This window comes from Streptomyces yongxingensis, from assembly GCF_055597465.1.
Genome location: NZ_CM145717.1, coordinates 5,676,486 through 5,700,867, shown reverse-complemented (window position 1 = coordinate 5,700,867; position 24,382 = coordinate 5,676,486). Strand labels below are relative to the sequence as shown.

Here is a 24,382-nt window from a genome sequence, read left to right as displayed (position 1 = left end):
CCAGCAATGGCCGACGAGAACACCCCGAACACGCCCGACGACCTGACCCCCGACGAGCTCGCCGAGGGCGCCGCCCTCCGTGTCGAGCCGGTCGGCCTCGAGACGGAGATGCAGCGCTCGTACCTCGATTACGCGATGAGCGTGATCGTCAGCCGTGCGCTGCCCGACGTCCGGGACGGCCTCAAGCCGGTGCACCGCCGGGTGCTGTACGCGATGTACGACGGCGGGTACCGCCCCGAGAAGGGCTTCTACAAGTGCGCCCGCGTCGTCGGCGACGTCATGGGCACCTACCACCCGCACGGCGACTCGTCGATCTACGACGCGCTGGTGCGGCTGGCCCAGCCGTGGTCCATGCGGATGCCGCTGGTCGACTCCAACGGCAACTTCGGCTCCCCGGGCAACGACCCCGCGGCGGCCATGCGGTACACCGAGTGCAAGATGGCGCCGCTGTCGATGGAGATGCTCCGGGACATCGACGAGGAGACCGTCGACTTCCAGGACAACTACGACGGCCGTAACCAGGAGCCGACGGTCCTGCCGGCCCGCTTCCCCAACCTGCTGATCAATGGCTCGGCGGGGATCGCGGTCGGCATGGCCACCAACATCCCGCCGCACAATCTGCGCGAGGTGGCCGAGGGCGCCCAGTGGGCCCTGGCCAACCCCGAGGCCACACAGGAGGAGCTGCTCGACGCCCTGATCGACCGGATCAAGGGCCCGGACTTCCCGACCGGGGCGCTGGTCGTCGGCCGTAAGGGCATCGAGGAGGCGTACCGCACCGGGCGCGGCTCGATCACCATGCGCGCGGTGGTGGAGGTCGAGGAGATCCAGGGCCGGCAGTGCCTGGTGGTCACCGAGCTGCCGTACCAGGTGAACCCGGACAACCTCGCGCAGAAGATCGCCGACCTGGTGAAGGACGGCAGGATCGGCGGCATCGCCGACGTCCGCGACGAGACCTCCTCGCGCACCGGCCAGCGCCTGGTCATCGTGCTCAAGCGGGACGCGGTCGCCAAGGTCGTCCTGAACAACCTCTACAAGCACACCGATCTGCAGACCAACTTCGGCGCCAACATGCTGGCGCTGGTCGACGGTGTGCCGCGCACCCTCTCGCTGGACGCGTTCATTCGCAACTGGGTCACCCACCAGGTCGAGGTCATCGTCCGCCGGACCCGCTTCCGGCTGCGCAAGGCCGAGGAGCGGGCGCACATCCTGCGCGGTCTGCTCAAGGCCCTGGACGCGATCGACGAGGTCATCGCGCTGATCCGGCGCAGTGACACGGTCGACACCGCGCGCGGCGGCCTGATGGGTCTGCTGGAGATCGACGAGATCCAGGCCAACGCGATCCTGGAGATGCAGCTGCGGCGGCTGGCCGCCCTGGAGCGCCAGAAGATCATTCAGGAGCACGACGAGCTTCAGGCGAAGATCAACGAGTACAACGCGATCCTGGCCTCGCCGGAGCGGCAGCGGCAGATCATCAGCGAGGAGCTGACCGCGATCGTCGAGAAGTACGGCGACGACCGGCGCTCCAAGTTGGTCCCCTTCGACGGCGACATGTCCATCGAGGACCTGATCGCCGAGGAGGACATCGTCGTCACGATCACCCGTGGCGGCTATCTGAAGCGCACCAAGACCGAGGACTACCGCTCGCAGAAGCGCGGCGGCAAGGGCGTGCGCGGGACGAAGCTGAAGCAGGACGACATCGTCGAGCACTTCTTCGTCTCGACCACCCACCACTGGCTGCTGTTCTTCACCAACAAGGGCCGGGTCTACCGGGCGAAGGCGTACGAGCTCCCGGACGCGGGACGCGACGCGCGCGGCCAGCATGTGGCGAATCTGCTGGCCTTCCAGCCCGATGAGAAGATCGCGCGGATTCTCGCCATCCGGGACTACGAGGCGGTGCCGTACCTGGTGCTGGCCACCAAGTCCGGCCTGGTGAAGAAGACCCCGCTGAAGGACTACGACTCGCCCCGCTCGGGCGGTGTGATCGCGATCAACCTCCGGGAGATGGAGGACGGCCGCGAGGACGAGCTGATCGGCGCCGAACTGGTCTCCTCCGCGGACGATCTGCTGCTGATCAGCAAGAAGGCCCAGTCGATCCGGTTCACGGCGACCGATGATTCGCTGCGGCCGATGGGGCGCGCGACCTCCGGTGTGAAGGGCATGAGCTTCCGCGAGGGTGACGAGCTCCTCTCGATGAATGTGGTCCGGCCCGGTACGTTCGTGTTCACCGCCACCGACGGCGGGTACGCGAAGCGGACCGATGTCGACGAGTACCGCGTCCAGGGGCGCGGCGGTCTCGGTATCAAGGCGGCGAAGATCGTCGAGGACCGTGGTTCCCTGGTCGGGGCACTGGTGGTCGAGGAGACCGATGAGATCCTCGCCATCACGCTCAGCGGTGGCGTGATCCGCACCCGGGTCAATGAGGTCAGGGAGACGGGCCGTGACACCATGGGCGTCCAACTGATCAACCTGGGCAAGCGCGATGCCGTCGTGGGCATCGCCCGGAACGCCGAGGCCGGTCGTGAGGCTGAAGAGGTCGAGGAAGAAACCGCGACCGTGAACGCGCCAGCCGAGGAGGCCGCGTCCGAGGCGGCCGAGGGCACAGCGCCCCCGGCCGACGAGACCGAGGAGTAAGTCGTGAGTGGAGCCACGGGTGCCGCGGGCGGCGGTGCGGACGCCGGAGGGCGTCCGGGATCGGAAGCCCCGACGGGCGGTCACACCGCTGGGGACGGCGCCCGTGGCCCGGCCGGGGACTCCGCCGCCGCGGCGGTGACCGAGACCCGGAAGCTGCGGCCGCAGCGCGATCCGCACCCCAAGCCCCAGTACTCCAGCCCGCTCCCCAACGAGCGTCCCGCCCCCGCCCAGCCCGCGCAGCCGTACCACCCGCCGCAGGCGTACGCGCCGCCGCCCGGCGGCGGGGCCGGACGGGGCGGCTCGGCGCCCGGCCAGTCGGCTCAGGCCGCCCAGACGGGGCACCAGCAGGCCGCCACGGCCGTCCGCCGCCCCCGGACGCCCGCGGGGGCCCGTCCGGCGCCGCGGACCCGCAAGGCGCGGCTGCGGGTCGCCAGGGTCGATCCGTGGTCGGTCATGAAGGTCAGCTTCCTGCTGGCGATCGCGCTGGGGATCTGCACCGTGATCGCGGTGGCGGTGCTGTGGATGGTCATGGACGCCATGGGCGTCTTCAGCGCGGTGGGCGGCACCATCAGCGACGCCACGGAGTCGCAGAAGGGCAGCGGGTTCGACCTGGAGTCCTTCCTGTCGCTTCCGCGTGTCCTGGGGTTCACCGGGATCATCGCCGTGATCAATGTGGTGCTGGCGACCGCGCTGGCCACGCTCGGGGCCTTCATCTACAACCTGTCGGCGGGCTTCGTGGGCGGCGTCGAGCTGACCCTGGCCGAGGACGAGTAGCGGCCCGTCGTTACCGATTTTGGGACAGGGCAGGTGGTGCGCTAATCTTTCGGTGCAGCGCGGGGCTATAGCTCAGACGGTTAGAGCGCTTCCCTGATAAGGAAGAGGCCACAGGTTCAAGTCCTGTTAGCCCCACCGTCGCGATCAGCCTGGGCGGAGATCTTCTCCGCCCAGGCTGATGTCGTATGGGGGCAAGGAGTTGATCCCCGCCTCCTTCCCGGTTTCTGACCGGCCAATGCCGGTCATAGGTCACCGATCGGTATCGGTCGGTGTGTATCATCGGGCGCCAGAGGTCCCCTACGTCAAGAAAGAGACGAGGTAGCGCGGTGAAGAAGCTGCTCCTGGTCGCACTGGCCGCCATCGGCGGGCTCCTCGTGTACCGCCAGATCCAGGCGGATCGCGCCGAGCAGGATCTGTGGACGGAGGCGACCGACTCCGTGCCCGCAGGTTCGGGTGTGTGAGCTCCTCCAACAGTCCCGGTACGGGGCCCCGACCGCTGGAGCGGTCGGGGCCCCGTCGGCTTTACTGGCGCCGTGGCGGGGAAGTGGCGGGGCGTCGGGGGGAGCGTCGGGGGGATGGGATGCCGGGGGGCCTTCGTGTTTCACTCTCGCAAACGAATAGCTTGCACAGGCAAAGTTGAGCGGGCCGGCCAGGTCGGGTTGAACGAGCCGGCCAGGCCGGGGTTGAGCGGGCCGACCGGCCGGTACGACGAGGAGTGACGCGCGATGAAGGACCGTCGCAAGGTCAGGGCCGGTCTCGCCGCGGCGGCGGCGCTGTGCGCGGTGGCTGCGGCACCGGGGACGTCCCTCGCCGACAACGCCACCGGGGCCCGGGCGTATGAGACCCGCGGCACCCGGATATCCGGCTCCGACGGTGACGCGGGCGCCCCTTCCCTGGTGGCCGGCCGCACCTATGTCGACAGCGTCGGGCCGGGCGAGAAGCGGCACTACGGCGTGACGCTCGACACGAAGTCAGCCGCCTATGTCTCGGCGGTCGCGGCACCCCGGCCGGGGGCCGAGGTGACCTCGTACCGCGATGGCGTGAAGGTGACCCTGGAGAGCCCCGACGGGGGCGTCTGCGGCACCGCCTCCCCGAAGATCGAGACGAGCGGCGTGGCCTATCCCCTGGCCGACTACGCCTCCCGCCAGATCGACTCCGGCCCGGCCTCCTGCCACCAGGCGGGGCGCTATGTGGCGACCGTGGAGCGCCAGTCGGGGTCACCGGACCCGGAGCGCTGGCCGGTGGAGCTCCGGCTGATGGTGGAGCCACCGGTGAAGGGCGGGGCCACGGGGGCGGCCCCGGAGGGGAGTTCGAGCTCGCCGTCTCCCGAGGCGCCGGACGGCACTCCGTTGCCGAGGCGCGGCGGGCGCGGCTTCACCGACGCGCCGACCCTGGGGACCGGGGTCTGGAAGGACGAGATCACGCCGGGGGAGACGCACTTCTACCGGGTGCCCGTGGACTGGGGGCAGCGCCTCTCCGCCGCCGCCGAACTGTCCGCCGACGGCAAGGACCAGAGCACCCGACTGCTCGACCGTGCCCTGGCGCTGCACGCCTACAACCCGGCGCGCGGGCTCGCGAAGCGCGGCACCCCCGCCGCGCAGGACGGCGAATCGCCCCGCACCCAGGTGGCGACCGCGCCGGTGGCCTACGGAAACCGGTATGCGAACACCGGCTCCACGGTCCGCGCGATGAGCTTCAGCGGTGGGTACTTCCTGGCGGTCACCCTCAACCCGCCGCAGGTGGCGCCGCATCTGAACGGCCCGGTGCCGGTCGTTCTGCGGGTACGGGTCGCGGGCGACGCGCGCGGCGGGCCCACCTACGGCAAGGACCCGGTCAAGGCGGGGTTCGGCCTCACGGCGGCCGACCGGCGGGCGGCCAAGCGGCATCCGGACGCGGCGGACGGCGACCTGATGGGGAGTTCAGGCTCAGGCGCCGCCGACTCGAAGGACGCGCTGCGGGTGGTGGGGTACGCGGGGATCGGCACCGGCACGGCGCTGGTGCTCGGGCTCGGGGCGTGGACGCTCACCGCCAGGCGCCGGGCCTCGGCGCGGCAGCGGTACGGGCCGCCGCCTGCTTGGTAGTTGAGGTCTGGGGCCTGATTGGGGGCCGGGGCCCGGGGCCTGCTTGGGGGGCGGGCTCTGGGGTTGCTTCGTGGTTGGGCCCGGAGCGGGGTCAGCCCGCGGCCACGAGCGCCCATGCGCCGATGGCGAAGCACAGCGCCGCCACGATCAGGATCGAGAGCGTCGCCCTCCGGGACGGTCCGGGGCGCCGCCGCGCCGCGGAGGGAACCTGCGGCCGCTCCGCGGTGTATGGACGAGTAGAAGGAAAGTCACGCGGGGGCGGCGTGGGTGTCGGGGTCGGAGTCGGCGTGGGTGTCGGCGTTGGCGTCGGTGTCGGCGTGGGAGCCGCGTTCGGAGCGGGAGCGGGAGCGGGGGTGGGCGTATGCGGGTGCGGGTGCTGCACCGGCTGTACGGGGTGTGGGGGCTGCTGTTGTGCGTGGTGCGGGTGGTGCACGGGCGGCTGTGGGGCCGGTGGGATCGGGGCCGCCGTCGAGGGGGTCGGCGGGGTCAGCGGGTGGGGTATCGACGGCCGCTGGACCGGCGGGGGCGGGGGCGGGGGCGGGGTCGCGGGCTGGGCGGCCGGCGGCGGGGGCGTCGGCGTCGGTGGGCCCGGGGGCTGGTGCGGTGGGGTCCGGTTCAAGGGCGTCTGGGCGTGCGGAGGTTCGGGGTGCCGGACTTCGGCGGGCGCGGCGCCGGAGGACGGAGTCCCAGGAGCCCCGGGGGCCTCGGTGTGCGGGGCGCGCGGCTGGTCGTTCCGGGGGAGCGGCGGCGGGAGAGTGAAGCTGCCGGTGTCGGACATGGACGGCCGCGGGGCGGCCGGCTGCTGGGAGGCGGCCGAGTCGGGGCCGGCGGCCGCCTCGTCGGCGGGGCCCGAGTCGGCGGTGACCTGGGGCCGGGGCGGCGCCGCGCCGTTGCCCTGGGGCGGGTCGGCCTTCGCGTGGCGGCGGCGCGGCCGGGTGGGGCCGTCGGGGCCGAATCCGCTGGGCAGCGGCCCGAGTTGGTCGAAGACCTCGATGGCGTCGTCGTCCAGGTCGGCCTCGGGCAGCAGGTCGACCGCGGTCGCCAGCGCTTTCCGCGCGCCATTGGCGGTGCGGAAGCGGTTCTCGGGATCCGGCTGCAGCAGCCCCGCGAGCACCTGCCACAGCGGTTCGGGCACCCCGGTGGGCGCGTTCGGCACCCCCTGCTCGAAGAGCTTGACGAGGGCCTCCGCGTCGGGCTTGTGCCCGGTGATCAGATAGAGCGCCACCAGCCCGACGGCGAAGAGGTCCGCCGGGAAGTCGGGGTCGTCGCCCATCATCTGCTCGGGCGCGAAGTAACCGGGCGTGCCCATCACGTAGTTGGCCTCGGTGAGGCGCGGCTCGCCCTTGGTCAGCGCGATGCCGAAGTCGGACAGCCGGACGTGCGGCCGCCCGGTCCCGGTGGATTCCAGCAGGATGTTCGCGGGTTTGATGTCCCGGTGCACCACGCCCTCGGCGTGCACCGCGGCCAGTCCGGAGAGCAGCTGGTCGAGCAGGGTGCACACATAGCGGGGCGGCAGCGGGCCGTAGTCCCCGATCAGATGGGCGAACGAGCCGCCGCCCACCAGGTCCATGGTGAACAGCACCTTGTCGTCGTCGGCCGCCCAGCTGGCCGGTGCCAGCACATGGGGGTGATCGATCCGCAGGGCCTGTTCCCGGACGAAGCGCAGCAGCGTGTGGGCGTCGCGTTGCTGGAGCACCTTCGCTGCCACGTACCGTCGGCGGCGGTGGTCCCAGACGCGCCATACGGCGCCCACGCCCCCGCGCCCGATCGGGTCCACCAGCTCGTACCGGCCCGCGAAGATCTCACCCATCGCGCCGTGCCCGCCCCGTCATCGACTCGTCAGCAGTTCAGCCCGTCAGCTCTGGTGCGCCTCATAGTGGGCGACCGCCTCGGCGGTCCGCCCGGCGCCGTACACACGGAGAAACTCTGCCAGCTCGGGGTGGGTGGGGGCGAGGGAGTCGGCGGCATCGATGATGTCCCCCGCGGCCGCCACGGACCGCAGCAGCGACTGGATCTCGCGGACCACTCGCCGTACGGTCGGGGCGCCCGTGCTCGCCGTGGTCTGGGTGGAGTTGAGGACCGAGCCGCCCGCGGACTTCTTGATCTCCTCCATGCGCTCGGCGGCCTCGGCGGCGCTGACCCTGCCGTCCGCCGCCTGACTGGACAGCTCCTGCAGGGCCTGCACCCGCTGGACCACGGCGGGGTTGCCGATCTTGGCGCGCTGGCCGCTCATGAGCTGCGAGAGCATGGGCGCGGACAGACCGAGGACGGCGGCGAGGCGGGCTTGGTTCAGACCGAGATCGTCGATCAGACGGCGAAAGAGCGCCCCCAGCGGCTCCCCGTACCAGCTGCGCTGAAGCTCCCGTGCGCGCGCGGTGGCATCCTGCTGTGTTGCGTCCATCTCGCTCTCCCCTTCGCTTCGCTGCCGCGAATCTTGCGTGGCATCCTACGGAGAGCGCTACGCGCGAGCGATACCCGGTCGGGAATGGTGGTCGGTACCAGGTATCCTGATCGGCGAAGGGGCCTTAGCTCAGTTGGTAGAGCGCCGTCTTTGCATGGCGGATGTCAGGAGTTCGACTCTCCTAGGCTCCACCTCCATCACCAGCCAGGACAGCGGACCGATGTCCTGGCTGATGTGTTTTCGCCCCTGATATCGGTGTTGCCACTCTTGTCATTGCCCGACGCAACACCCGCGGGATGCTCCAGGGTGTTTTCCATAACTCGGGCAGATCGCCCGGGAGTCGTCTGATCGGCGCGGCGCGCCGTACAGGGGGACACGATGGGTGAGCTGCATCCGCTGGGCGAGAACCTGCCCGAGGAGTGCCGGGCGTTCGCTGTGGAGCTGAGGAAGCTGTTCCTGGGGCTGGGGGTCTCGGTGCGCAGATACGCGGTGCGCAGGCACCGGGATCCGAGCACCATCTCGCGGTTCCTGAACGGCACCCGCATCCCGCCGTGGGAGTTCGTCTTCGATCTGTTCACCGATCTCGCCGAGCGGCGGGGCGTCGCTCCCACCCCGGCCGCCATCGAGCTGGTGCGGGAGCTGCACCGGGCCGCGGTCCGCACCAGCCGCTCCCCCGGGCACGCCATGGAGATCCTGCAGATCCAGCTGGCCGACGCCGACCGGGACGCGCGGGTGTCCATGGCGCACCAGGACGTGCTGGGCGAGGCACTGCTGGACCTCAAGCACCGCATCGCCGATCTCGAGGTGCGGCTGAACCAGGCCGAGGCGGCATGGGTGACGGAGCGCGCCCGGGCGGACGCGCTGGAGCGGGACATCCCGGACCGGGAGGAGCTGATCAAGGAGCGGGATCTGCTCCAGCAGGAGGTGCGGCGGCTCACCGAAGAGCTGGACGAGGTGCGGCTGCGGGGGCGGCTTGCGGAGGAGCGCTGTCTGGTCCTGGAGCGGCAGCTGGCCATGGTGGAGTCCCAGCGCCCGGCCGCGGTGCCGCTGCAGGAGGAGGAGCCCATGGGGCGAGAGGGGCCCGCTGCGCCCCAGCGGGCGATGGGGCCGCGGCCGAAGATCCTCGTGGTGGACGACCAGCAGAACAATCTGCTGGCCATGGAGGCCGTGCTGGCCACGCTCGACCAGGAGCTGGTGACCGCGACCTCCGGACAGGAGGCCCTCAAGGCGCTGCTCGACCATGACGACTTCGCGGTGATCCTGCTGGATGTGCAGATGCCGGAGATGGACGGCTATGAGACGGCGGCCCACATCAAGCGGCGCCCCCGCAACCGCGACATCCCGATCATCTTCCTCACCGCGATGGGCTCCGATCCCGAGCACTCCTCGCGGGGCTATGCGGCCGGTGCGGTGGACTACATGGCCAAGCCGTTCGACCCCTGGGCGCTGCGGGCCAAGGTCTCGGTCTTCACCGAGATCTTCCTGGAGCGGCGGCAGCGCCGTTCCCGGGGGGAGGACCCGGCGGACTGAGCCGGAGCCGGGGCCGGAGACGGGGCGAGGGGCGGGAGATCAGGAGATCTCCCGCCCCTCACGGGGGGCTTGGGCCGGGCGCCGTGAGCGGCGCCGTCAGCGCTCGTCGTCCCTGCGGGCCTCGGCCTCGGCCTGCTTGGCCTGCACCTCGGGGTCGAGGGCGCTCTGGTCGCTGCCGTCCACCGCCGAGAGCCGCTCGCGGTCGCCCACCTCGGTCGCCGCCGGGGGCTCGACCAGCCAGTCGGGGTTGGCCTGCTTGTCCCACCACTTCCACGCGGCGAAGACGCCCGCGCCGACCAGCCCGATGAAGGTCGCCCGCTTGGTGAAGCGGGCGGCCCGGGCCCGGCGGCGGTGCTTCCGGGCGAGCTTCTCGATCTCCGCGGCCGTCACATGGGTGCGCAGCGCCGCGATGGCCGCTGCCGTGCGGACGGCCGCCTCCTCGCGCGCCGGTCCTGCGGCCGCGCGCACCCCGGCCATCGCCTGCTCCACCCGCGGTGCGGTGTAGTCGGCGGCGTGGCGTGCCGCCTTACGGGTCCGCTTGGCGGCCCGTGTGGCGGCCTGGTCCACCTTCGGCGGGAGGGTGCCACGGGCCTGGTTGAGCCGTGGCGCGATATGGGAGTGGTACTGAGCACCGGCGGTGCACCGGGCCTGGTGCGCCGCGGTCGAGACCTTCGGCGCCAGCCGGACGCGGGCCTCGTGCGCGTAGCGCGTCGCGGTGTCCTTGGCCGTGCCGGCATAGGGCGCCACCGCCTCCGCGGCGTGCAGGACGCTGCCCTTGGCTGTGCCGGTCGCGGCTCGCACGCTGTCAATGCGGGTCACGGGATCCTCCTCCTCGGTGGCGTGGTCAAGCTCCGGGGTTCAGAGTCGTGCGTTCTCGTTGCGCGCTCTATTTGCCCAGTTTCGTGTTTCCATCCCAAGAAAGATCATGCCTGTTTGTGGAGATCATGCCCGTTCGCAGCACGACCGGCATGCGCGATCGGGCATCCGGGTCATAGGGATGATTCTCGCGGAAACCGCGCGGATCGGCGCGCCCGGGGCCGCCTCAGCGGCTACTCGTCCGCCTTGCGTCCGTGCGAGGATCAGGAGACGTAAGCGAAAACGATGGAAGGTTGATCGTGGCCGAGCAGCTATACGCCACCCTGAAGACGAACAACGGCGACATCGTGGTCCGGCTGCTGCCGAATCACGCGCCCAAGACGGTCAAGAACTTTGTCGAGCTGGCCGAAGGCAGTCGCGAGTGGACCCACCCAGCCACTGGCAAGAAGGCCAAGGAGAAGCTCTACGACGGCACCGTCTTCCACCGGGTGATCAGTGGCTTCATGATCCAGGGCGGTGACCCGCTGGGCAACGGGACCGGTGGTCCCGGCTATGAGTTCGGCGACGAGTTCCACCCGGACCTGGCCTTCAACAAGCCGTACCTGCTGGCGATGGCCAACGCCGGCCCGGGCACCAACGGCTCGCAGTTCTTCATCACGGTCGCCCCGACCGCGTGGCTGACCGGTAAGCACACCATCTTCGGCGAGGTCGTCGACGAGGGCAGCAAGAAGGTCGTCGACGCGATCGCGGGCACCGCGACCAACCCGCGCACCGACCGTCCGCTCCAGGATGTCGTCATCGAGTCGGTCGTCGTGGAGACGCGCGAGGGCTGAACCCGCGCGGGGAACTTTCATGCCCCGCTTGTCCGTGTGAACAAGTGTCCGTGTGAACAAGCGGGGCGGGGGAACGCCCGATCAGAAGTGGACAAGGGGCGAGGGGACACCATGGAGGACCAGGCGGTCTGTTGCTACCGGCACCCCCAGCGGGAGACCGGCATCAGCTGCACCCGCTGTGAGCGCCCGATCTGCCCCGAGTGCATGATCAGCGCGTCTGTGGGGTTCCAGTGCCCCGAGTGCGTGAGCGGACGGGCGTCCGCCGGATCCGGGGCCTCGGCCGCCGGTCCCCCGGCGCGCGCCGCCCAGCCGCGCACCCTGGCCGGCGGCACGATGGCCTCGGACCCGCGGCTGATCACCAAGATCCTGGTGGCCATCAACATCGCGGTATGGCTCGCCGCGCTGTCCGCGGGCGACCGGCTGGTGAACGATCTCGACCTGGTCGGCCGGGCCTACGACCCCGGCACGGTGCAGATCGTCGGCGTCGCCGAGGGCCAGTGGTGGCGGCTGGTGACCTCGGTCTTCCTCCACCAGCAGCTGATGCACATCGCCTTCAACATGCTCTCGCTGTGGTGGATCGGCGGCCCGTTGGAGGCCGCGCTCGGCCGTGTCCGCTTCATCGTGCTCTACATGCTGTCGGGGCTGGGCGGCAGCGCGCTGTCGTATCTCCTGGCCGCGCAGAACCAGCCGTCGCTGGGCGCCTCCGGCGCGATCTTCGGTCTGCTCGGCGCCACCGCCGTGCTGATGCGCCGGCTGAACTACGACATGCGGCCGGTCATCGCGCTGCTGGCGCTGAATCTGCTCTTCACCTTCACCTGGTCCGGCATCGCCTGGCAGGCCCATGTCGGCGGCCTGGTCGCGGGCACGGTGGTGGCGTACGGGATGGTGCACGCGCCGCGGGAGAAGCGGGCGCTGGTGCAGCGGGGGACCTGCGTCCTGGTGCTGCTCGCGATCGTCGCGATGGTGTGGATCCGGACGGTGCAGCTCACCGGCTGAAGCTCATCGGCTGAGCGAAGCTGCCGACCGATGAGCGGCAGTCCATCGACCACCTGGGATGACCCGGACCCGGTCAGTTGTCCACAGCGCGTGGCGGATCTTACGCAACCTGTGGAGAACTTGCGTACACCCCCCGACTGACCTGCGTTTTCGCAGGAAGGCGGGGGTGTGAACGATCGAACAGGCGCCCGCCACCGGTCACACCGGCGTCAACACGGCAGAGGTTATCCACAGATCTTCTGAGTTTTCCCCGGCTGTGGATAACTCTGTGGACAACCTGGGGACGAGCCTGGGGAACGCCGGGTCACTTCCACTGCGTGGAGACGACGAACCCCGCGGCGATGAAGCCGAAGCCCACCACGATGTTCCAGTTCCCCAGCGACTCGACCGGCATGTCCCCCGTGGTCACGTAGAAGATGACGATCCACGCGAGGCCGATCAGGAACATGGCCAGCATCAGCGGTGCCACCCACCGGCGGCCGCTGTTCAGACTGATGCTGGCTGCCTGCTTCGCCGGCGGCGGCGTGAAGTCGTCCTTCTTGCGGATCCGTGACTTCGGCACGAGGAACTCTCCTGTCGATGCGCTGCGTGACCGCGCGGGGATGTGTACGGACGGCGCCGGGGCGGGACAGCGACGGGGACCACGTCCCTCCCCCACACGTCCGTTAGCGTAGTCCTTCCGCGGCGTCGTAAGGAGTAAGGGTACGTTGAGCAATTCCGCTGACTCCCCCACCCCGGCGTCCCGCCGCCCCCGGTTCCGCCCCGTGCGGCTGCTGACCGGAGCGGTTTTCGCACTGGCCGGAGTGATCTTCTGGACCAGTTTCAACACGGCCCAGGGCACCAACCTCCGCAGCGATGAATCGATGCTGCGGCTCTCCGATCTCATCCAGGAACGCAGCCGTAAGAACGGCAGCCTGGGCGACAGCACCGCCAAAATACGCTCCGAGGTCGACGCCCTCGCCCGGCGGGACAACGGCAGCACCCAGGCCGAGCGCCGCAAGCTGGCCGAGCTGGAGGAGACCGCCGGGACCAAGAAGCTCACCGGCCCCGGGCTCACCGTCACCCTCACCGACGCCCCGCCGAACGCCACCCCGCAGATCCCCGGCGTCCCGGACCCCCAGCCCAACGATCTCGTCATCCACCAGCAGGACCTCCAGGCGGTGGTCAACGCGCTGTGGCAGGGCGGTGCCGAGGGGATCAAGGTCATGGACCAGCGGCTGATCTCCACCAGCGCGGTGCGCTGCGTCGGCAACACCCTGATCCTCCAGGGCCAGGTCTACTCGCCGCCCTACAAGGTCACCGCCGTGGGTGACCGGGACAAGCTGGGCGCCGCCCTCGCCGCCTCGCCCGCGATCCAGAACTACCGCAGCTACGTCGACGCGTACGGCCTCGGCTGGAAAGTCGACCAGCACGACACGGTGACTCTTCCCGGCTACTCCGGCACAGTGGATCTGCACCAGGCACAGCCCATCGGATAGCACCGGCGGACCGGCGCGCGGCACCGGGTCAGCGGGGCGGACAGTGGGGGCCGATGAGAACGCGGCTGATCGTCAGAACGCTCAGTGAGATCTGCGTCACCGCCGGAGCCTTGATCATCCTTTTGGTGGTCTACGTCCTGTACTGGACCTCCGTGCGGGCCGACCGCGCCATGGACGGCGAGATCGACCACCTCCAGGACCGCTGGGCCACCGGCACGGTCAGCGCCGGTGCCGAGCCCTCGTCGCCGCCCCGCCGCTACGAGTCCGGCGCCTCCTTCGCGATCATGTACATCCCTCGCTTCGGCGCCGACTGGGCCAAGCCCGTCCTCGAGGGCACCGCCACCGGCACCCTGAAGAAGGGGCTCGGCCACTACTCCCGCACCGCCCGCCTCGGCGCCCTCGGCAACTTCGCCGTCGCCGGGCACCGCCGCACCTACGGCGACCCCTTCAAGGACTTCCCCGAGCTGCGCCCCGGCGACGCGGTGGTGCTGACCGACGGCACCACCTGGTTCACCTACCGCGTCGACCGGCGGCCCTACCGCACCCTGCCGACCGACACCGGGGTGATCGATCCGGTGCCGCGCGCGTCCGGCTTCCGGCGCCCCGGCCGCTATCTCACGCTGACGACCTGCGAGCCGGAGTGGGGCCACAGCCACCGGCTGATCACCTGGGCACACCTCGACGCGACCCAATCCGTAGCCCAAGGCAAGCCCAAGGCTTTGTACGGCTGACCCTCCGACCCCACCCCTCGCCCCTTACTCTGGTGCTGCACTCCGGTGCTGCAATCGACTTCGTCATCGGTGAGTAGGGATGGCATGTACGGCTGGATCTGGCGGCATCTGCCGGGTAACGCATGGGTGCGGGCACTGATTTCGCTCGTGCTGGTGCTGGCGATCGTCTTCGTGCTCTTCCAGTACGTCTTCCCCTGGGCGGAGCCCCTGCTGCCGTTCAACGACGTGACGGTCGACCAGGGAATGGCGGGTCCGCGATGAGCGCGCGCATCCTGGTCGTCGACAACTACGACAGCTTCGTCTTCAACCTCGTCCAGTACCTCTACCAGCTCGGTGCCGAATGCGAGGTGGTGCGCAACGACGAGGTCTCCCTCGGGCACGCCCAGGACGGCTTCGACGGGGTCCTGCTGTCCCCCGGGCCCGGCACCCCGGAGGAGGCCGGGGTCTGCGTCGACATGGTGCGGCACTGCGCGGACACCGGCGTACCGGTGTTCGGGGTCTGCCTGGGGATGCAGTCCATGGCCGTCGCGTACGGCGGAGTCGTCGGGCGGGCCCCGGAGCTGCTGCACGGCAAGACCTCGCTGGTGACCCATGAGGGGGCCGGCGTCTTCAGCGGGCTGCCCACCCCCTTCACCGCCACCCGCTATCACTCGCTGGCCGTGGAACGGGGCACGGTGCCCCCCGAGCTGGAGATCACGGCCTGGACGGAGACCGGCATCGTTATGGGTCTGCGCCACCGTGAACTGCGGGTCGAGGGCGTTCAGTTCCACCCCGAGTCGGTCCTCACCGAATGGGGCCACCGGATGCTCGCCAACTGGCTGGTGGAGTGCGGGGACACGGATGCCGTGGGGCGGTCCGCGGGGCTCGCCCCGGTGGTCGGGGCGGTCGGCGGTAAGGCCGGCGAGTGACCGGACCGCGCCCCGAGCGCGAGGGCGCCGCCCAGGGCGCCCGGGAGCCCGCTCCGTACGCGCCGTACGGGTCTCATGAGCGGCACGCCACCCCTGGCGCGCATGGTGCCCACGCCGCCCAGGGGGATCCGGACGCGTTCCCTGCGGTTGCGGAGGGCCTGCGGGACCCGCTGACCGACCCGCTGCCGGACTCCGCCCCGGCCGGGCCGACGGGGCGCGCCGTGGGCACCGCGTCGCTCTCGGTGCCGCCACCCACCGGCCGCAGGCGGCGCGCCCGCCCGGCTGCCGCGGGGCAGGAGGAGGCCGCTGAGGCGGCCGAGCCACCCACGGGGCGCAGACGCGCTCGCACGGCCCCCTCGGGGCCGGAGGAGGCGGCTGAGGCGGCCGGGCCGCCTACGGGGCGCAGACGCGCCCGTGCCGCCCCCACGGGGCCCTCAGGGCCCGCACACGCCGCTCAGACGCCCACCCGCGCCCCCGAGACGCCCACCCGCGCCCCCGAGACGTCCGCACGTGCCCCGGAGGCCGCCGCCGAGACGGCCGTCCTGCCCCCGGTGAGGCCCCGGGGCGACGACGAGACGGCCGTCCTGCCCCCGGTGACGCCCCGGGGCGACGACGAGACGGTCGCCCTGCGCGCCGTGGAGGCACCGCCCGCCGACCGGACCATGGTGCTGCGCAAGGTCGAGGCGGACCGGGACGGCGATCCCGAGCCCGCGCCCGGCGGCCGGGCCGCCCGCCGTAAGGCCGCCCAGGGGGCCGGGAAACGCGCCGGAAAGCATGGCTCCCGCGTCGCCCGGCGGGGCACGGCGGAAGCGGGCGCCACACGAGCCGCGGAGGGCGCGGGGAGCGCCGGGGACGCCCGGCCCCGCACCCGTATGGAGGCCAAGCGCGCCGCGCGGGCGCGCAAGGACGGCCCCGGGGTGGTGGCGAGCCGGGTGATCGGCGAGCTGTTCATCACGCTCGGCGTGGTGATGCTGCTCTTCGTCACCTATCAGCTGTGGTGGACGAACATCCTCGCCCATCAGCAGGCCAACGGCGCCGCGAACAACCTTCAGAAGAAATGGGACGAGAACGGCGACGAGCGGGACCCGGGCACCTTCTCCCCGGGCCAGGGGTTCGCGATCATCTACATCCCCAAGCTGGATGTGAAGGCCCCGATCGCGGAGGGCATCGACAAGCACAAGGTCCTCGACCGCGGCATGGTCGGCCACTACGGCAAGAGCCCGCTGAAGACCGCCATGCCGTGGGACAAGAAGGGCAACTTCGCGCTCGCCGGGCACCGCAACACCCATGGCGAGCCGTTCCGCTACATCAACCGCCTCAAGCCCGGCGACGAGATCGTCGTCGAGACGCAGAGCCGGTACTACACCTATGCGATGAGCAGCATCCTGCCGCAGACGCCGCCGTCCAACACGGGCGTCATCAAGCCGGTGCCGCCCGGCTCCGGCTTCACCAAACCGGGGCGGTACATCACGCTGACCACCTGCACCCCGGAGTTCACCAGCACCTACCGGATGATCGTCTGGGGCAAGATGGTCGAGGAGCGGCCGCGTAGCGAGGGAAAGCCGGACGCGCTGGTCGAATGAGCGGGAACAGCCGGGAAACCAGAAAAAGGGGTACGACGCGGTGGCACGCACCGACCACGACGAGCGGCGGGACCGGCACACCGGCCCGCCCGCAACGCCCAGCCGCCGTCCCGGCCGTGGACGGGTAGCCGCGGCCATCGCCGTCTTCGGCGAGCTGTTGATCACCGCGGGGCTGATCCTCGCCCTGTTCGTCGTCTACTCGCTGTGGTGGACCAACGTCCTGGCCGACCGCGAGGCGAAGAAGCAGGGCGACCGGGTGCGCAAGCACTGGGCGCAGCAGGGGCCGGGCAAGCTGGACACCAAGAGCGGCATCGGCTTCCTGCACGTGCCGTCCATGCACAACGGCGAGGTGCTGGTCAAGAAGGGCACCAGCACCGAGACCCTCAACGACGGCGTGGCCGGCTACTACACCAAGCCCGTCAAGTCCGCGATGCCGTGGGCCAAGAAGGGCAACTTCAGCCTGGCCGCGCACCGGGACGGGCACGGCGCGAAGTTCCACAACATCGACAAGGTCCACGAAGGCGACCCGGTGGTCTTCGAGACCCGCGACATCTGGTACGTCTACAAGGTCTACGCGACGCTGCCGGAGACCTCGAAGTACAACGTGGACGTGCTGGACGCGGTCCCGAAGGAGTCGGGCCGGAAGCGGCCGGGCCGCTACATCACGCTCTCGACCTGCACCCCCGTCTACACCTCCCGCCACCGCTACATCGTGTGGGGCGAGCTGGAGCGCACCGAGAAGGTCGACGCGGACCGCACGCCCCCCGAGGAACTGCGCTAGCGACGACCCCCCTGGAAGCCCCGAGCACGGAAGAAGCCCCCGGCACCCTGAGAAGGTGCCGGGGGCTTCCCCGTGTCACGGTGCCAAGAAGCCGGCTAGAAGCCGTTCTGGCCGCCGAAGATGCCTCCGCCGTTGTCCCCGCCGCCGTTTCCGCCGTTGCCACCCTGTCCGGCGACCGTGATGAGGTTCACGGACTGGCCCTTGGGGACCTGGGTGCCCGCGCCGGGCTGGCTGGCCACCACGGTGGCGTTGTCGTCCTGCGGACCGGCGATGTTGCCCACGTTGAGGCCCAGGTCCTGGAGCGCCTTCTTGGCGTCCTTGAGCTTCTGGCCGCCCAGGTTGGGCACCGGCACGTTCTCGTCCTGCGCGGGCTCCTTGGCGACGGTCAGCGTGACCGTCGAACCGGGCAGGACCTCCTGGCCGCCCTGGGGCGTCTGGGCGGTGACCGTACCGGCGTCGACGTCGCCGTTCTCGACCTCCTGGGTCTGGACCTTGAGGCCCTTCGCCTGGAGGGACTTCGTGGCGTCCTCGACCTTCTGGGTGGTCACGTCCGGGACGACGACCTTCTGCTGGGCCTCGGCGACGGTCAGGGTGATCGTGGCGCCCTTCGGGACCTTCTTGCCGCCCTTCGGGTCCTGGTCGATCACCTTGCCAGCGGTCTGGTCCGACTGCTCGGTCTTCTGGTCGACCTTGAAGCCCTTGGCCTCGAGCTGCCGCTTGGCCGATTCGAACTGCACGTTCAGCACGTCGGGCACCTCGACCCTGGCCGCGGGCTTGGGGCCCTTGGACATGGTCAGCTCGACCGTGCCGTACCGCTTGACCTCGGCGCCGCTCTTGGGGGTCTGCTCGCAGACGGTGTTCTTGTCCGCGTTCTCGCAGAACTTGGAGCCGACGTTCTTGACCTTGAAGTCGCCGTTCTCCCCTTGGCTCTTGGCGTCCTCGAACGTTTTGCCGACGAGGCTGGGGACCGGGACCATGTCGTCGTTCTTACCGCCGGCGAACAGCGACTTCCCGATGAAGATCGCACCGACCAGCACCAGTATCCCGGCGAGGATCAGCAGGATCGTGGAGAGGTTGCTCTTCTTGTCGTTGCCCCCGCGCCCCCGGCCGCGGTCCGGCCGCTCGTCGTAGCCGAAGCCGCCGTCGTCCTCGCGCATCGGCGGGAGCATCGAGGTCTGCGCCCCGGCGCCGGAGTTCTGCGGCCGGAGCATCGCGGTGGGCTGGTCGTCGGAGCCGTAGCCGACCGCGCCCAGCGCGGCCGTGGCTGCCACCGGCTGGCCCTCCAGGGCCGCCTCGATGTCGGCGCGCATCTCGTCGGCCGACTGGTAGCGGTAGTCGGGGTCCTTGACCAGCGCCCGCAGGACGATGGCGTCCATCTCCGGGGTGATCTCGGGGTCGTACGTGCTCGGCGGCTGCGGTTCCTCCCGCACGTGCTGATAGGCGACGGCCACCGGGGAGTCGCCCACGAACGGCGGCCTTACGGTCAGCAGCTCGTAGAGCAGGCAGCCGGTGGAGTACAGGTCGCTGCGCGCGTCGACGGTCTCGCCCTTGGCCTGCTCGGGGGAGAGGTACTGGGCGGTGCCGATGACGGCGGCCGTCTGCGTCATGGTCATACCGGCATCGCCCATGGCCCGGGCGATGCCGAAGTCCATCACCTTGACCTGGCCGCTCCGGGTGAGCATGACGTTGGCCGGCTTGATGTCCCGGTGGACGATGTTGTTGCGGTGCGAGTACTCGAGGGCCTGGAGGATGCCGGTGGTCATCTCCAGGGAGCGCTCGGGGAGCAGCTTTCTGCCCGAGTGGAGAAGCTCACGCAGGGTGGAACCGTCGACGTACTCCATCACGATGTACGGGATCGAGACGCCGTCGACGTAGTCCTCGCCGGTGTCGTAGACCGCGACGATCGCGGGATGGTTGAGCGAGGCGGCCGACTGGGCCTCTCGGCGGAACCGGGCCTGGAAGGACGGATCGCGGGCGAGGTCCGCCCGGAGCGTCTTCACAGCGACAGTACGGCCGAGGCGGGTGTCGTGCGCGAGGTAGACCTCCGCCATGCCACCGCGGCCGAGCACTGAGCCCAGCTCATACCGGCCGCCGAGGCGACGCGGCTCTTCCATAGCTACTCCAGCCCTCTTCCGTGGTTCCCGGCCGCACCCTGCGGGGCCGGCGAAGTGCTGCTCGCGCATACCGTACCCGGCACGTCTTACGGGACCCGGCCTCAGTGGCTATCTGATACCGGACCGGTACGGCGACGTGCGGGATTGGTATCCGGACGTGACGGGGGTCACTTGTCGCGCTCGGTTTCCAGTACGGCCTGCATGACGCTCTTGGCGATCGGCGCGGCCAGCTTGCCACCGGCGATGTCGCCGCGGAGGGTGTTGGACCCTTCGATGACGACCGCGACCGCGACCGGCGAACCGTCGTTCCCCTTGGCGTAGGAGATGAACCACGCATAGGGGTTCTTGCTGTTGGCCACGCCGTGCTGCGCGGTACCGGTCTTGCCACCGACCGTGACGCCCGGGATCTGGGCGCTGGTGCCGGTGCCCTCCTTGACCACGGTCTCCATCATGCTCTGGAGCTTCTGGGCGTTCTCCGAGCTGAGCGGCTGGCTCATCTGCTCCGGGTCGGTCTGCTCGATGGTGTTGAGGTTGGGGGCGCGCAGCGAGTCGACCATGTACGGCTTCATCAGCTTGCCGTCGTTGGCGACCGCGGCGGCGACCATCGCCATCTGGAGCGGGGTGGCCCGGTTGTCGAACTGGCCGATGGCCGACATCGCGTTGCCCGGCCGGTCCATGTCCTCGGGGTAGACGCTGGCGTAGGCGCGGACGGGGGTGTCGACCGTCTCGTTGAAGCCGAACTTCTCGGCCTGCTCCCGCATCTTCTCCTTGCCGAGGTCGTCACCGAGCTTGCCGAAGACCGTGTTGCAGGAGTAGCGGAGCGCCTGCCGCAGCGAGGCGTTCTCGCAGGGGATGTTCCCCTCGTTGGGCAGGTTCTGGGTGGACAGCGGGAGCTTCCAGGGGACCGGGGATTCGGTCGGCCCGTCGATGTCGGTGTACTTGCCGTTCTCCAGCGCGGCCGCGGCGGTGACGACCTTGAAGGTCGAGCCGGGCGGGTAGGTCTGACGGAGCGCCCGGTTGAGCATCGGGTCGTCCTTGTCGTTCTTCGGCTGGAGCCCGAGCCACGCCTTCTTGTCCTTGGAGGTGGCGCCCGCGATCTTCGACGGGTCGTAGCTCGGGGTGGAGGCGAGGGCGAGGATCTTGCCGGTGCGCGGGTCGAGCGCGGCGACGGCGCCCTTCTTGTCACCGAGGCCCTTGAACGCGGCCTCCTGGGCCTTGCGGTTCAGGGTGGTGATGACGTCGCCGCCCTTCTGCTTCTTGCCGGTGATCATGTCGATCGTCCGGTTGAAGAAGAGGCGGTCGTCGTTGCCCGTAAGGATGCCGTCCTCGATGTTCTCGATCTGGTTGGCGCCGTACGCCTGCGAGGCGAACCCCGTGACCGGCGCCCACATGGGGCCGTCCTTGTAGGTGCGCTTGTACTTGAAGTCGATGCCGTTGGTCTCGGCGGATCCCGTGATCGGCTGGCCGTCGACGATGATGTTGCCGCGCGGCTGGCTGTAACGGGCGATGAGAACCCGGTGGTTTCCATCGCGGTTCTTCAGCTCGTCGGCCTGGACGTACTGGATCCAGTTGTCCCGCACCAGCAGGGCGAGGACGAGGAGTCCGCAGAAGATCGCGATTCGGCGCAGGGGCTTGTTCACGGTCGGACCACCTGGGTCATCTCGGCGTCTGTGGTGGGTGCGGGCGTCGGCGCCGGGCGGCGCGCGGTGTCGCTGACCTTGATCAGAATGGCGACGAGCGCCCAGTTGGCGATGACGGACGAACCACCCTGCGCGATGAACGGCATGGTCATACCGGTCAGCGGGATGAGGCCCATCACACCGCCTGCCACGACGAAGACCTGGATGGCGAACGCCGCGGACAGGCCGATGGCCAGCAGCTTTCCGAACGGGTCACGGGCGGCGAGGGCGGTGCGCACACCGCGCTCCACGATCAGGCCGTAGAGCAGCAGGATGCCCATGGTGCCCGCGAGCCCGAGCTCCTCGCCGACGGTGGCCAGGATGAAGTCGGAGTTGGCGGCGAAGCCGATGAGGTCGGAGTTGCCCTGGCCGAGGCCGGTGCCGAAGACGCCGCCGGAGCCGAAGGCCATCAGCGCCTGGGCGATCTGGTCACTGCCTCCGTTCTTGGCCACCTCGAAGGGCTGGAGCCAGGCGTCCACACGCGACTGGACGTGTGGTTCGAAGGTGGCGACACCGACCGCTCCGGCCGCGGACATCAGCAGACCGAAGACGATCCAGCTGGTGCGCTCGGTGGCGACGTACAGCATCACGACGAAGAGGCCGAAGAACAGCAGCGAGGTGCCCAGGTCGGTCTCGAAGACCAGGATGAGGATGCTCATCCCCCAGACCACCAGGATCGGGCCGAGGTCGCGGCCGCGCGGCAGGTACAGGCCCATGAAGCGGCGGCTGGCCAGGGCGAGCGCGTCCCGCTTGACCATCAGATAGCCGGAGAAGAACACGGCGATGATGATCTTGGCGAACTCACCGGGCTGGATGGAGAAGCTGCCGAGGGTGATCCAGATGCGGGCGCCGAACCGGGGCGGGAAGAACATCGGAAGGATCAGCAGGATCAGCGCCGCCACCATGGAGATGTAGGTGTAGCGCTGGAGGAGGCGGTGGTCCTTGAGCAGGATCAGGACGCCGACGAAGAGGGCGACACCCAGTGCCGAGTAGATCAGCTGGTTCGGGGCCGAGGGCGAGAAGACCATGCCGGCGTCCTCCGCCCGCTGGGCCAGCCGCCTGGACTGGTCCAGCCGCCAGATGAGCACCAGGCCAAGGCCGTTGAGGAGCGTGGCGATCGGCAGCAGCAGCGGGTCCGCGTACGGCGCGAACTTCCGGACCACCAGATGGCCGACGCCGGCCAGCAGACCGAGCCCGAGGCCGTAGCTGAGCATGCCGGAGGGCATCTCGTCGCTGAGTGCCAGGCCCGCGTTGGCGTAGGCGAAGACCGGAATGATCACCGCGAAGACGAGCATGGCCAGCTCGGTGTTCCGCCTGCTCGGCGGCCCGGCCGTACTGATCGTCGTCGTGTTGGTCGTACTACTGCTCATGGGTGGACGGCCCCTTACGGCTTCACTGCTGGGTGCTGCTGCACTGCGGGACCAACTTCTTCTCCTCCTCCGAGAGGGTGGGGCCGGGCTTCGGAGTGGGAGACGTCGTCGGCGTGGGCTTGGTGGTGGCCTTGGCGGCGCGCGTCCCGAGCTGGTTCTCGGTCTTCTGGTCCCCGGGCTTGCCGCTGCTGCTCTGGGAGGGGTTGGCGCTGCTGGATCCACCGCCACTGGGCGCCTTGTCGCCCTTGCCCTTGTCGCCGCCGGTGAGATCCTTCTGGCTCTCCTCGGCCTTCTCCTGGGCATCGGCCTTCTTGCAGGCGCTGGCGAGGGTGGCGAGGTCCTTGGTCTTGTCCTGGGCCTGGCCCAGCCCGCTGACCGTGATGGTGTCCTCCACGCGGCCGCGCTGGTCGGCCGGGAGGTACTTGAGTTCGATCTCGCGGTGGTCCTCATGGACCTTGTTGAGCTTGATCCAGGCCAGATCCTGGCTGATGCCCTGGTAGATCGCGACATGGTCGCCGTTGGAGCCCACGTAGTACTGCGTCTGGGTCCAGCGGTAGCCGCCGTAGAGGCCGCCGCCGATCACGGCCAGGCCGAGCACGATGAAGAGCGACCGCTTGGCCCATGTCTTGCGGCCGCTCTTCTTGGTGAAGTCACCGTCGGCGTAGTCGCCGTAACTGCCCTGCGGCATACCGCCGATGGCCGGATCGCCGCTGCCGGGCGGTCCGAAGCCGCCGTGCGCGTCGCCCTGCTGCGGCGGTACGGACCGGCCGAGCTCGGCGGCCCGGCCCGCGGGGGTGTGCGCGGCGCCGCCGTCCCCGAGCGGGATCTGGTTCTCGGCGACCGCGCCCACGATCACGGGGGTGTCGTTGAGCTGGGCGGCGAGGGTGTCGGCGCCGTCGACGTCGAGGACGTCGGCGACGATGCAGGTGATGTTGTCGGGGCCGCCGCCGCGCAGGGCGAGCTGGATCAGCTCCTGCACGGTCTCGTGGGGGCCCTGGTAGCTGGCGAGGGTGTCCTCGAGGGTCTGGTGGCTCACGACGCCGGACAGGCCGTCGGAGCAGATCAGATAGCGGTCACCGGCCCGGACCTCGCGGATGGACAGATCGGGCTCGACGTGGTCGCCGCTGCCCAGCGCGCGCATCAGCAGGGAGCGCTGCGGGTGGGTGCCCGCCTCCTCCTCGGTGATCCGGCCCTCGTCGACCAGGCGCTGCACCCAGGTGTGGTCCTGGGTGATCTGGGTGAGCACCCCGTCGCGCAGCAGATACGCGCGTGAGTCGCCGACGTGCACCAGACCGAGCCGCTGGCCGGTCCACAACAGGGCGGTGAGCGTGGTGCCCATGCCCTCGAGCTGCGGGTCCTCCTCGACCATGACGCGCAGCTGATCATTGGCCCGCTGCACGGCACTGCCGAGGGACGTCAGGATGTCCGAGCCCGGGACGTCGTCGTCGAGCTGGACGAGGGTGGAGATCACTTCGGAGCTGGCGACCTCGCCGGCGGCCTGGCCACCCATGCCGTCGGCGATGGCGAGCAGTCGGGGGCCGGCGTAGCCGGAGTCCTCGTTGCCCTCCCGGATCATGCCCTTGTGCGATCCGGCCGCGAAACGCAGTGACAGACTCATGCGCACCTCGCCCGTCGGCTCCGGGTACAGCCCCTTGCCAACCACGCTGCCCACCCTC

At 70.2% G+C, this 24,382-nt stretch carries 21 protein-coding genes and 2 tRNA genes; 15 read left to right on the top strand and 8 right to left on the bottom strand.

The genetic code is table 11. The features are described from left to right. Positions 1-6 precede the first annotated feature (6 nt). The 5 genes from gyrA (at position 7) to ACZ6TD_RS24460 (ending at position 5,486) form a co-directional block, all read left to right on the top strand. Positions 7-2,631, top strand: coding sequence for a DNA gyrase subunit A (gyrA, locus tag ACZ6TD_RS24480; protein ID WP_471341643.1), 2,625 nt, complete (start codon positions 7-9; stop codon positions 2,629-2,631). A 3-nt stretch (positions 2,632-2,634) separates the two neighbouring features. Further along, entirely contained in the window at positions 2,635-3,405 is a 771-nt protein-coding gene (locus ACZ6TD_RS24475) for a DUF3566 domain-containing protein (RefSeq protein ID WP_471341641.1), read from the top strand. 61 nt (positions 3,406-3,466) lie between these two features. Further along, positions 3,467-3,540, top strand: a tRNA-Ile gene (locus ACZ6TD_RS24470). A gap of 191 nt (positions 3,541-3,731) precedes the next feature. After that, the gene (locus tag ACZ6TD_RS24465) at positions 3,732-3,866 is read left to right on the top strand and encodes a DLW-39 family protein (RefSeq protein ID WP_003958712.1); all 135 of its coding nucleotides are present in this window, start codon (positions 3,732-3,734) and stop codon (positions 3,864-3,866) included. Between the two features lie 264 nt (positions 3,867-4,130). Continuing rightward, positions 4,131-5,486 (top strand): hypothetical protein, encoded by a 1,356-nt coding sequence (locus ACZ6TD_RS24460; RefSeq protein ID WP_471341639.1) that lies wholly within the window; start codon positions 4,131-4,133, stop codon positions 5,484-5,486. A gap of 91 nt (positions 5,487-5,577) precedes the next feature. On the opposite strand, the gene ACZ6TD_RS24455 is transcribed toward ACZ6TD_RS24460, so the two are convergent. Beyond that, the gene (locus ACZ6TD_RS24455; protein WP_471341637.1) at positions 5,578-7,296 is read right to left on the bottom strand and encodes a serine/threonine-protein kinase; all 1,719 of its coding nucleotides are present in this window, start codon (positions 7,294-7,296) and stop codon (positions 5,578-5,580) included. Positions 7,297-7,341: 45 nt separating this feature from the next. Next, positions 7,342-7,887 (bottom strand): helix-turn-helix domain-containing protein, encoded by a 546-nt coding sequence (locus ACZ6TD_RS24450; RefSeq protein ID WP_037954566.1) that lies wholly within the window; start codon positions 7,885-7,887, stop codon positions 7,342-7,344. A 118-nt stretch (positions 7,888-8,005) separates the two neighbouring features. Here ACZ6TD_RS24450 and ACZ6TD_RS24445 point away from each other — a divergent pair. Continuing rightward, positions 8,006-8,078, top strand: a tRNA-Ala gene (locus ACZ6TD_RS24445). Between the two features lie 187 nt (positions 8,079-8,265). Next, the gene (locus tag ACZ6TD_RS24440) at positions 8,266-9,417 is read left to right on the top strand and encodes a response regulator (protein WP_471341635.1); all 1,152 of its coding nucleotides are present in this window, start codon (positions 8,266-8,268) and stop codon (positions 9,415-9,417) included. A gap of 96 nt (positions 9,418-9,513) precedes the next feature. Here ACZ6TD_RS24440 and ACZ6TD_RS24435 read toward each other — a convergent pair whose 3' ends face one another. Beyond that, complete coding sequence (locus ACZ6TD_RS24435) at positions 9,514-10,236, bottom strand: DUF5324 family protein (protein ID WP_471341634.1); 723 nt, start codon at positions 10,234-10,236, stop codon at positions 9,514-9,516. A 296-nt stretch (positions 10,237-10,532) separates the two neighbouring features. Between ACZ6TD_RS24435 and ACZ6TD_RS24430 the strand changes: the two genes are divergently transcribed. Both ACZ6TD_RS24430 and ACZ6TD_RS24425 read left to right on the top strand, forming a co-directional pair. Continuing rightward, entirely contained in the window at positions 10,533-11,066 is a 534-nt protein-coding gene (locus ACZ6TD_RS24430) for a peptidylprolyl isomerase (RefSeq protein ID WP_137978714.1), read from the top strand. Between the two features lie 111 nt (positions 11,067-11,177). After that, positions 11,178-12,062, top strand: coding sequence for a rhomboid family intramembrane serine protease (locus tag ACZ6TD_RS24425; protein WP_471341632.1), 885 nt, complete (start codon positions 11,178-11,180; stop codon positions 12,060-12,062). A gap of 304 nt (positions 12,063-12,366) precedes the next feature. On the opposite strand, the gene crgA is transcribed toward ACZ6TD_RS24425, so the two are convergent. Further along, entirely contained in the window at positions 12,367-12,624 is a 258-nt protein-coding gene (gene crgA / locus ACZ6TD_RS24420) for a cell division protein CrgA (protein ID WP_020869949.1), read from the bottom strand. A gap of 145 nt (positions 12,625-12,769) precedes the next feature. On the opposite strand from crgA, the gene ACZ6TD_RS24415 reads away from it, so the two are divergent. From ACZ6TD_RS24415 to ACZ6TD_RS24390, 6 genes are all read left to right on the top strand, one after another. Further along, complete coding sequence (locus tag ACZ6TD_RS24415; RefSeq protein ID WP_471341630.1) at positions 12,770-13,540, top strand: DUF881 domain-containing protein; 771 nt, start codon at positions 12,770-12,772, stop codon at positions 13,538-13,540. Between the two features lie 53 nt (positions 13,541-13,593). Further along, positions 13,594-14,271, top strand: coding sequence for a class E sortase (locus ACZ6TD_RS24410; RefSeq protein ID WP_471341627.1), 678 nt, complete (start codon positions 13,594-13,596; stop codon positions 14,269-14,271). An 84-nt stretch (positions 14,272-14,355) separates the two neighbouring features. After that, complete coding sequence (locus tag ACZ6TD_RS24405; RefSeq protein WP_020869946.1) at positions 14,356-14,532, top strand: hypothetical protein; 177 nt, start codon at positions 14,356-14,358, stop codon at positions 14,530-14,532. Beyond that, positions 14,529-15,179 (top strand): aminodeoxychorismate/anthranilate synthase component II, encoded by a 651-nt coding sequence (locus ACZ6TD_RS24400; RefSeq protein WP_471341625.1) that lies wholly within the window; start codon positions 14,529-14,531, stop codon positions 15,177-15,179. The genes ACZ6TD_RS24405 and ACZ6TD_RS24400 overlap by 4 nt, the downstream gene beginning before the upstream one ends. Further along, positions 15,176-16,762, top strand: a complete 1,587-nt coding sequence (locus ACZ6TD_RS24395; RefSeq protein ID WP_471341623.1) for a class E sortase — start codon at positions 15,176-15,178, stop codon at positions 16,760-16,762. Before ACZ6TD_RS24400 ends, ACZ6TD_RS24395 begins: the two co-directional genes overlap by 4 nt. Positions 16,763-16,802: 40 nt before the next feature. Then, positions 16,803-17,543, top strand: a complete 741-nt coding sequence (locus ACZ6TD_RS24390) for a class E sortase (RefSeq protein ID WP_471341621.1) — start codon at positions 16,803-16,805, stop codon at positions 17,541-17,543. Between the two features lie 95 nt (positions 17,544-17,638). Here ACZ6TD_RS24390 and pknB read toward each other — a convergent pair whose 3' ends face one another. From pknB to ACZ6TD_RS24370, 4 genes are all read right to left on the bottom strand, one after another. Next, on the bottom strand, positions 17,639-19,657 hold the full coding sequence (pknB, locus tag ACZ6TD_RS24385) for a Stk1 family PASTA domain-containing Ser/Thr kinase (protein ID WP_471341619.1): 2,019 nt from the start codon (positions 19,655-19,657) through the stop codon (positions 17,639-17,641). A gap of 167 nt (positions 19,658-19,824) precedes the next feature. Continuing rightward, positions 19,825-21,297, bottom strand: coding sequence for a peptidoglycan D,D-transpeptidase FtsI family protein (locus tag ACZ6TD_RS24380; RefSeq protein WP_471341618.1), 1,473 nt, complete (start codon positions 21,295-21,297; stop codon positions 19,825-19,827). Continuing rightward, complete coding sequence (locus tag ACZ6TD_RS24375; protein ID WP_471341616.1) at positions 21,294-22,706, bottom strand: FtsW/RodA/SpoVE family cell cycle protein; 1,413 nt, start codon at positions 22,704-22,706, stop codon at positions 21,294-21,296. Before ACZ6TD_RS24375 ends, ACZ6TD_RS24380 begins: the two co-directional genes overlap by 4 nt. Before the next feature lie 22 nt (positions 22,707-22,728). Further along, the gene (locus tag ACZ6TD_RS24370) at positions 22,729-24,324 is read right to left on the bottom strand and encodes a PP2C family protein-serine/threonine phosphatase (protein ID WP_471341614.1); all 1,596 of its coding nucleotides are present in this window, start codon (positions 24,322-24,324) and stop codon (positions 22,729-22,731) included. Positions 24,325-24,382: the final 58 nt, after the last annotated feature.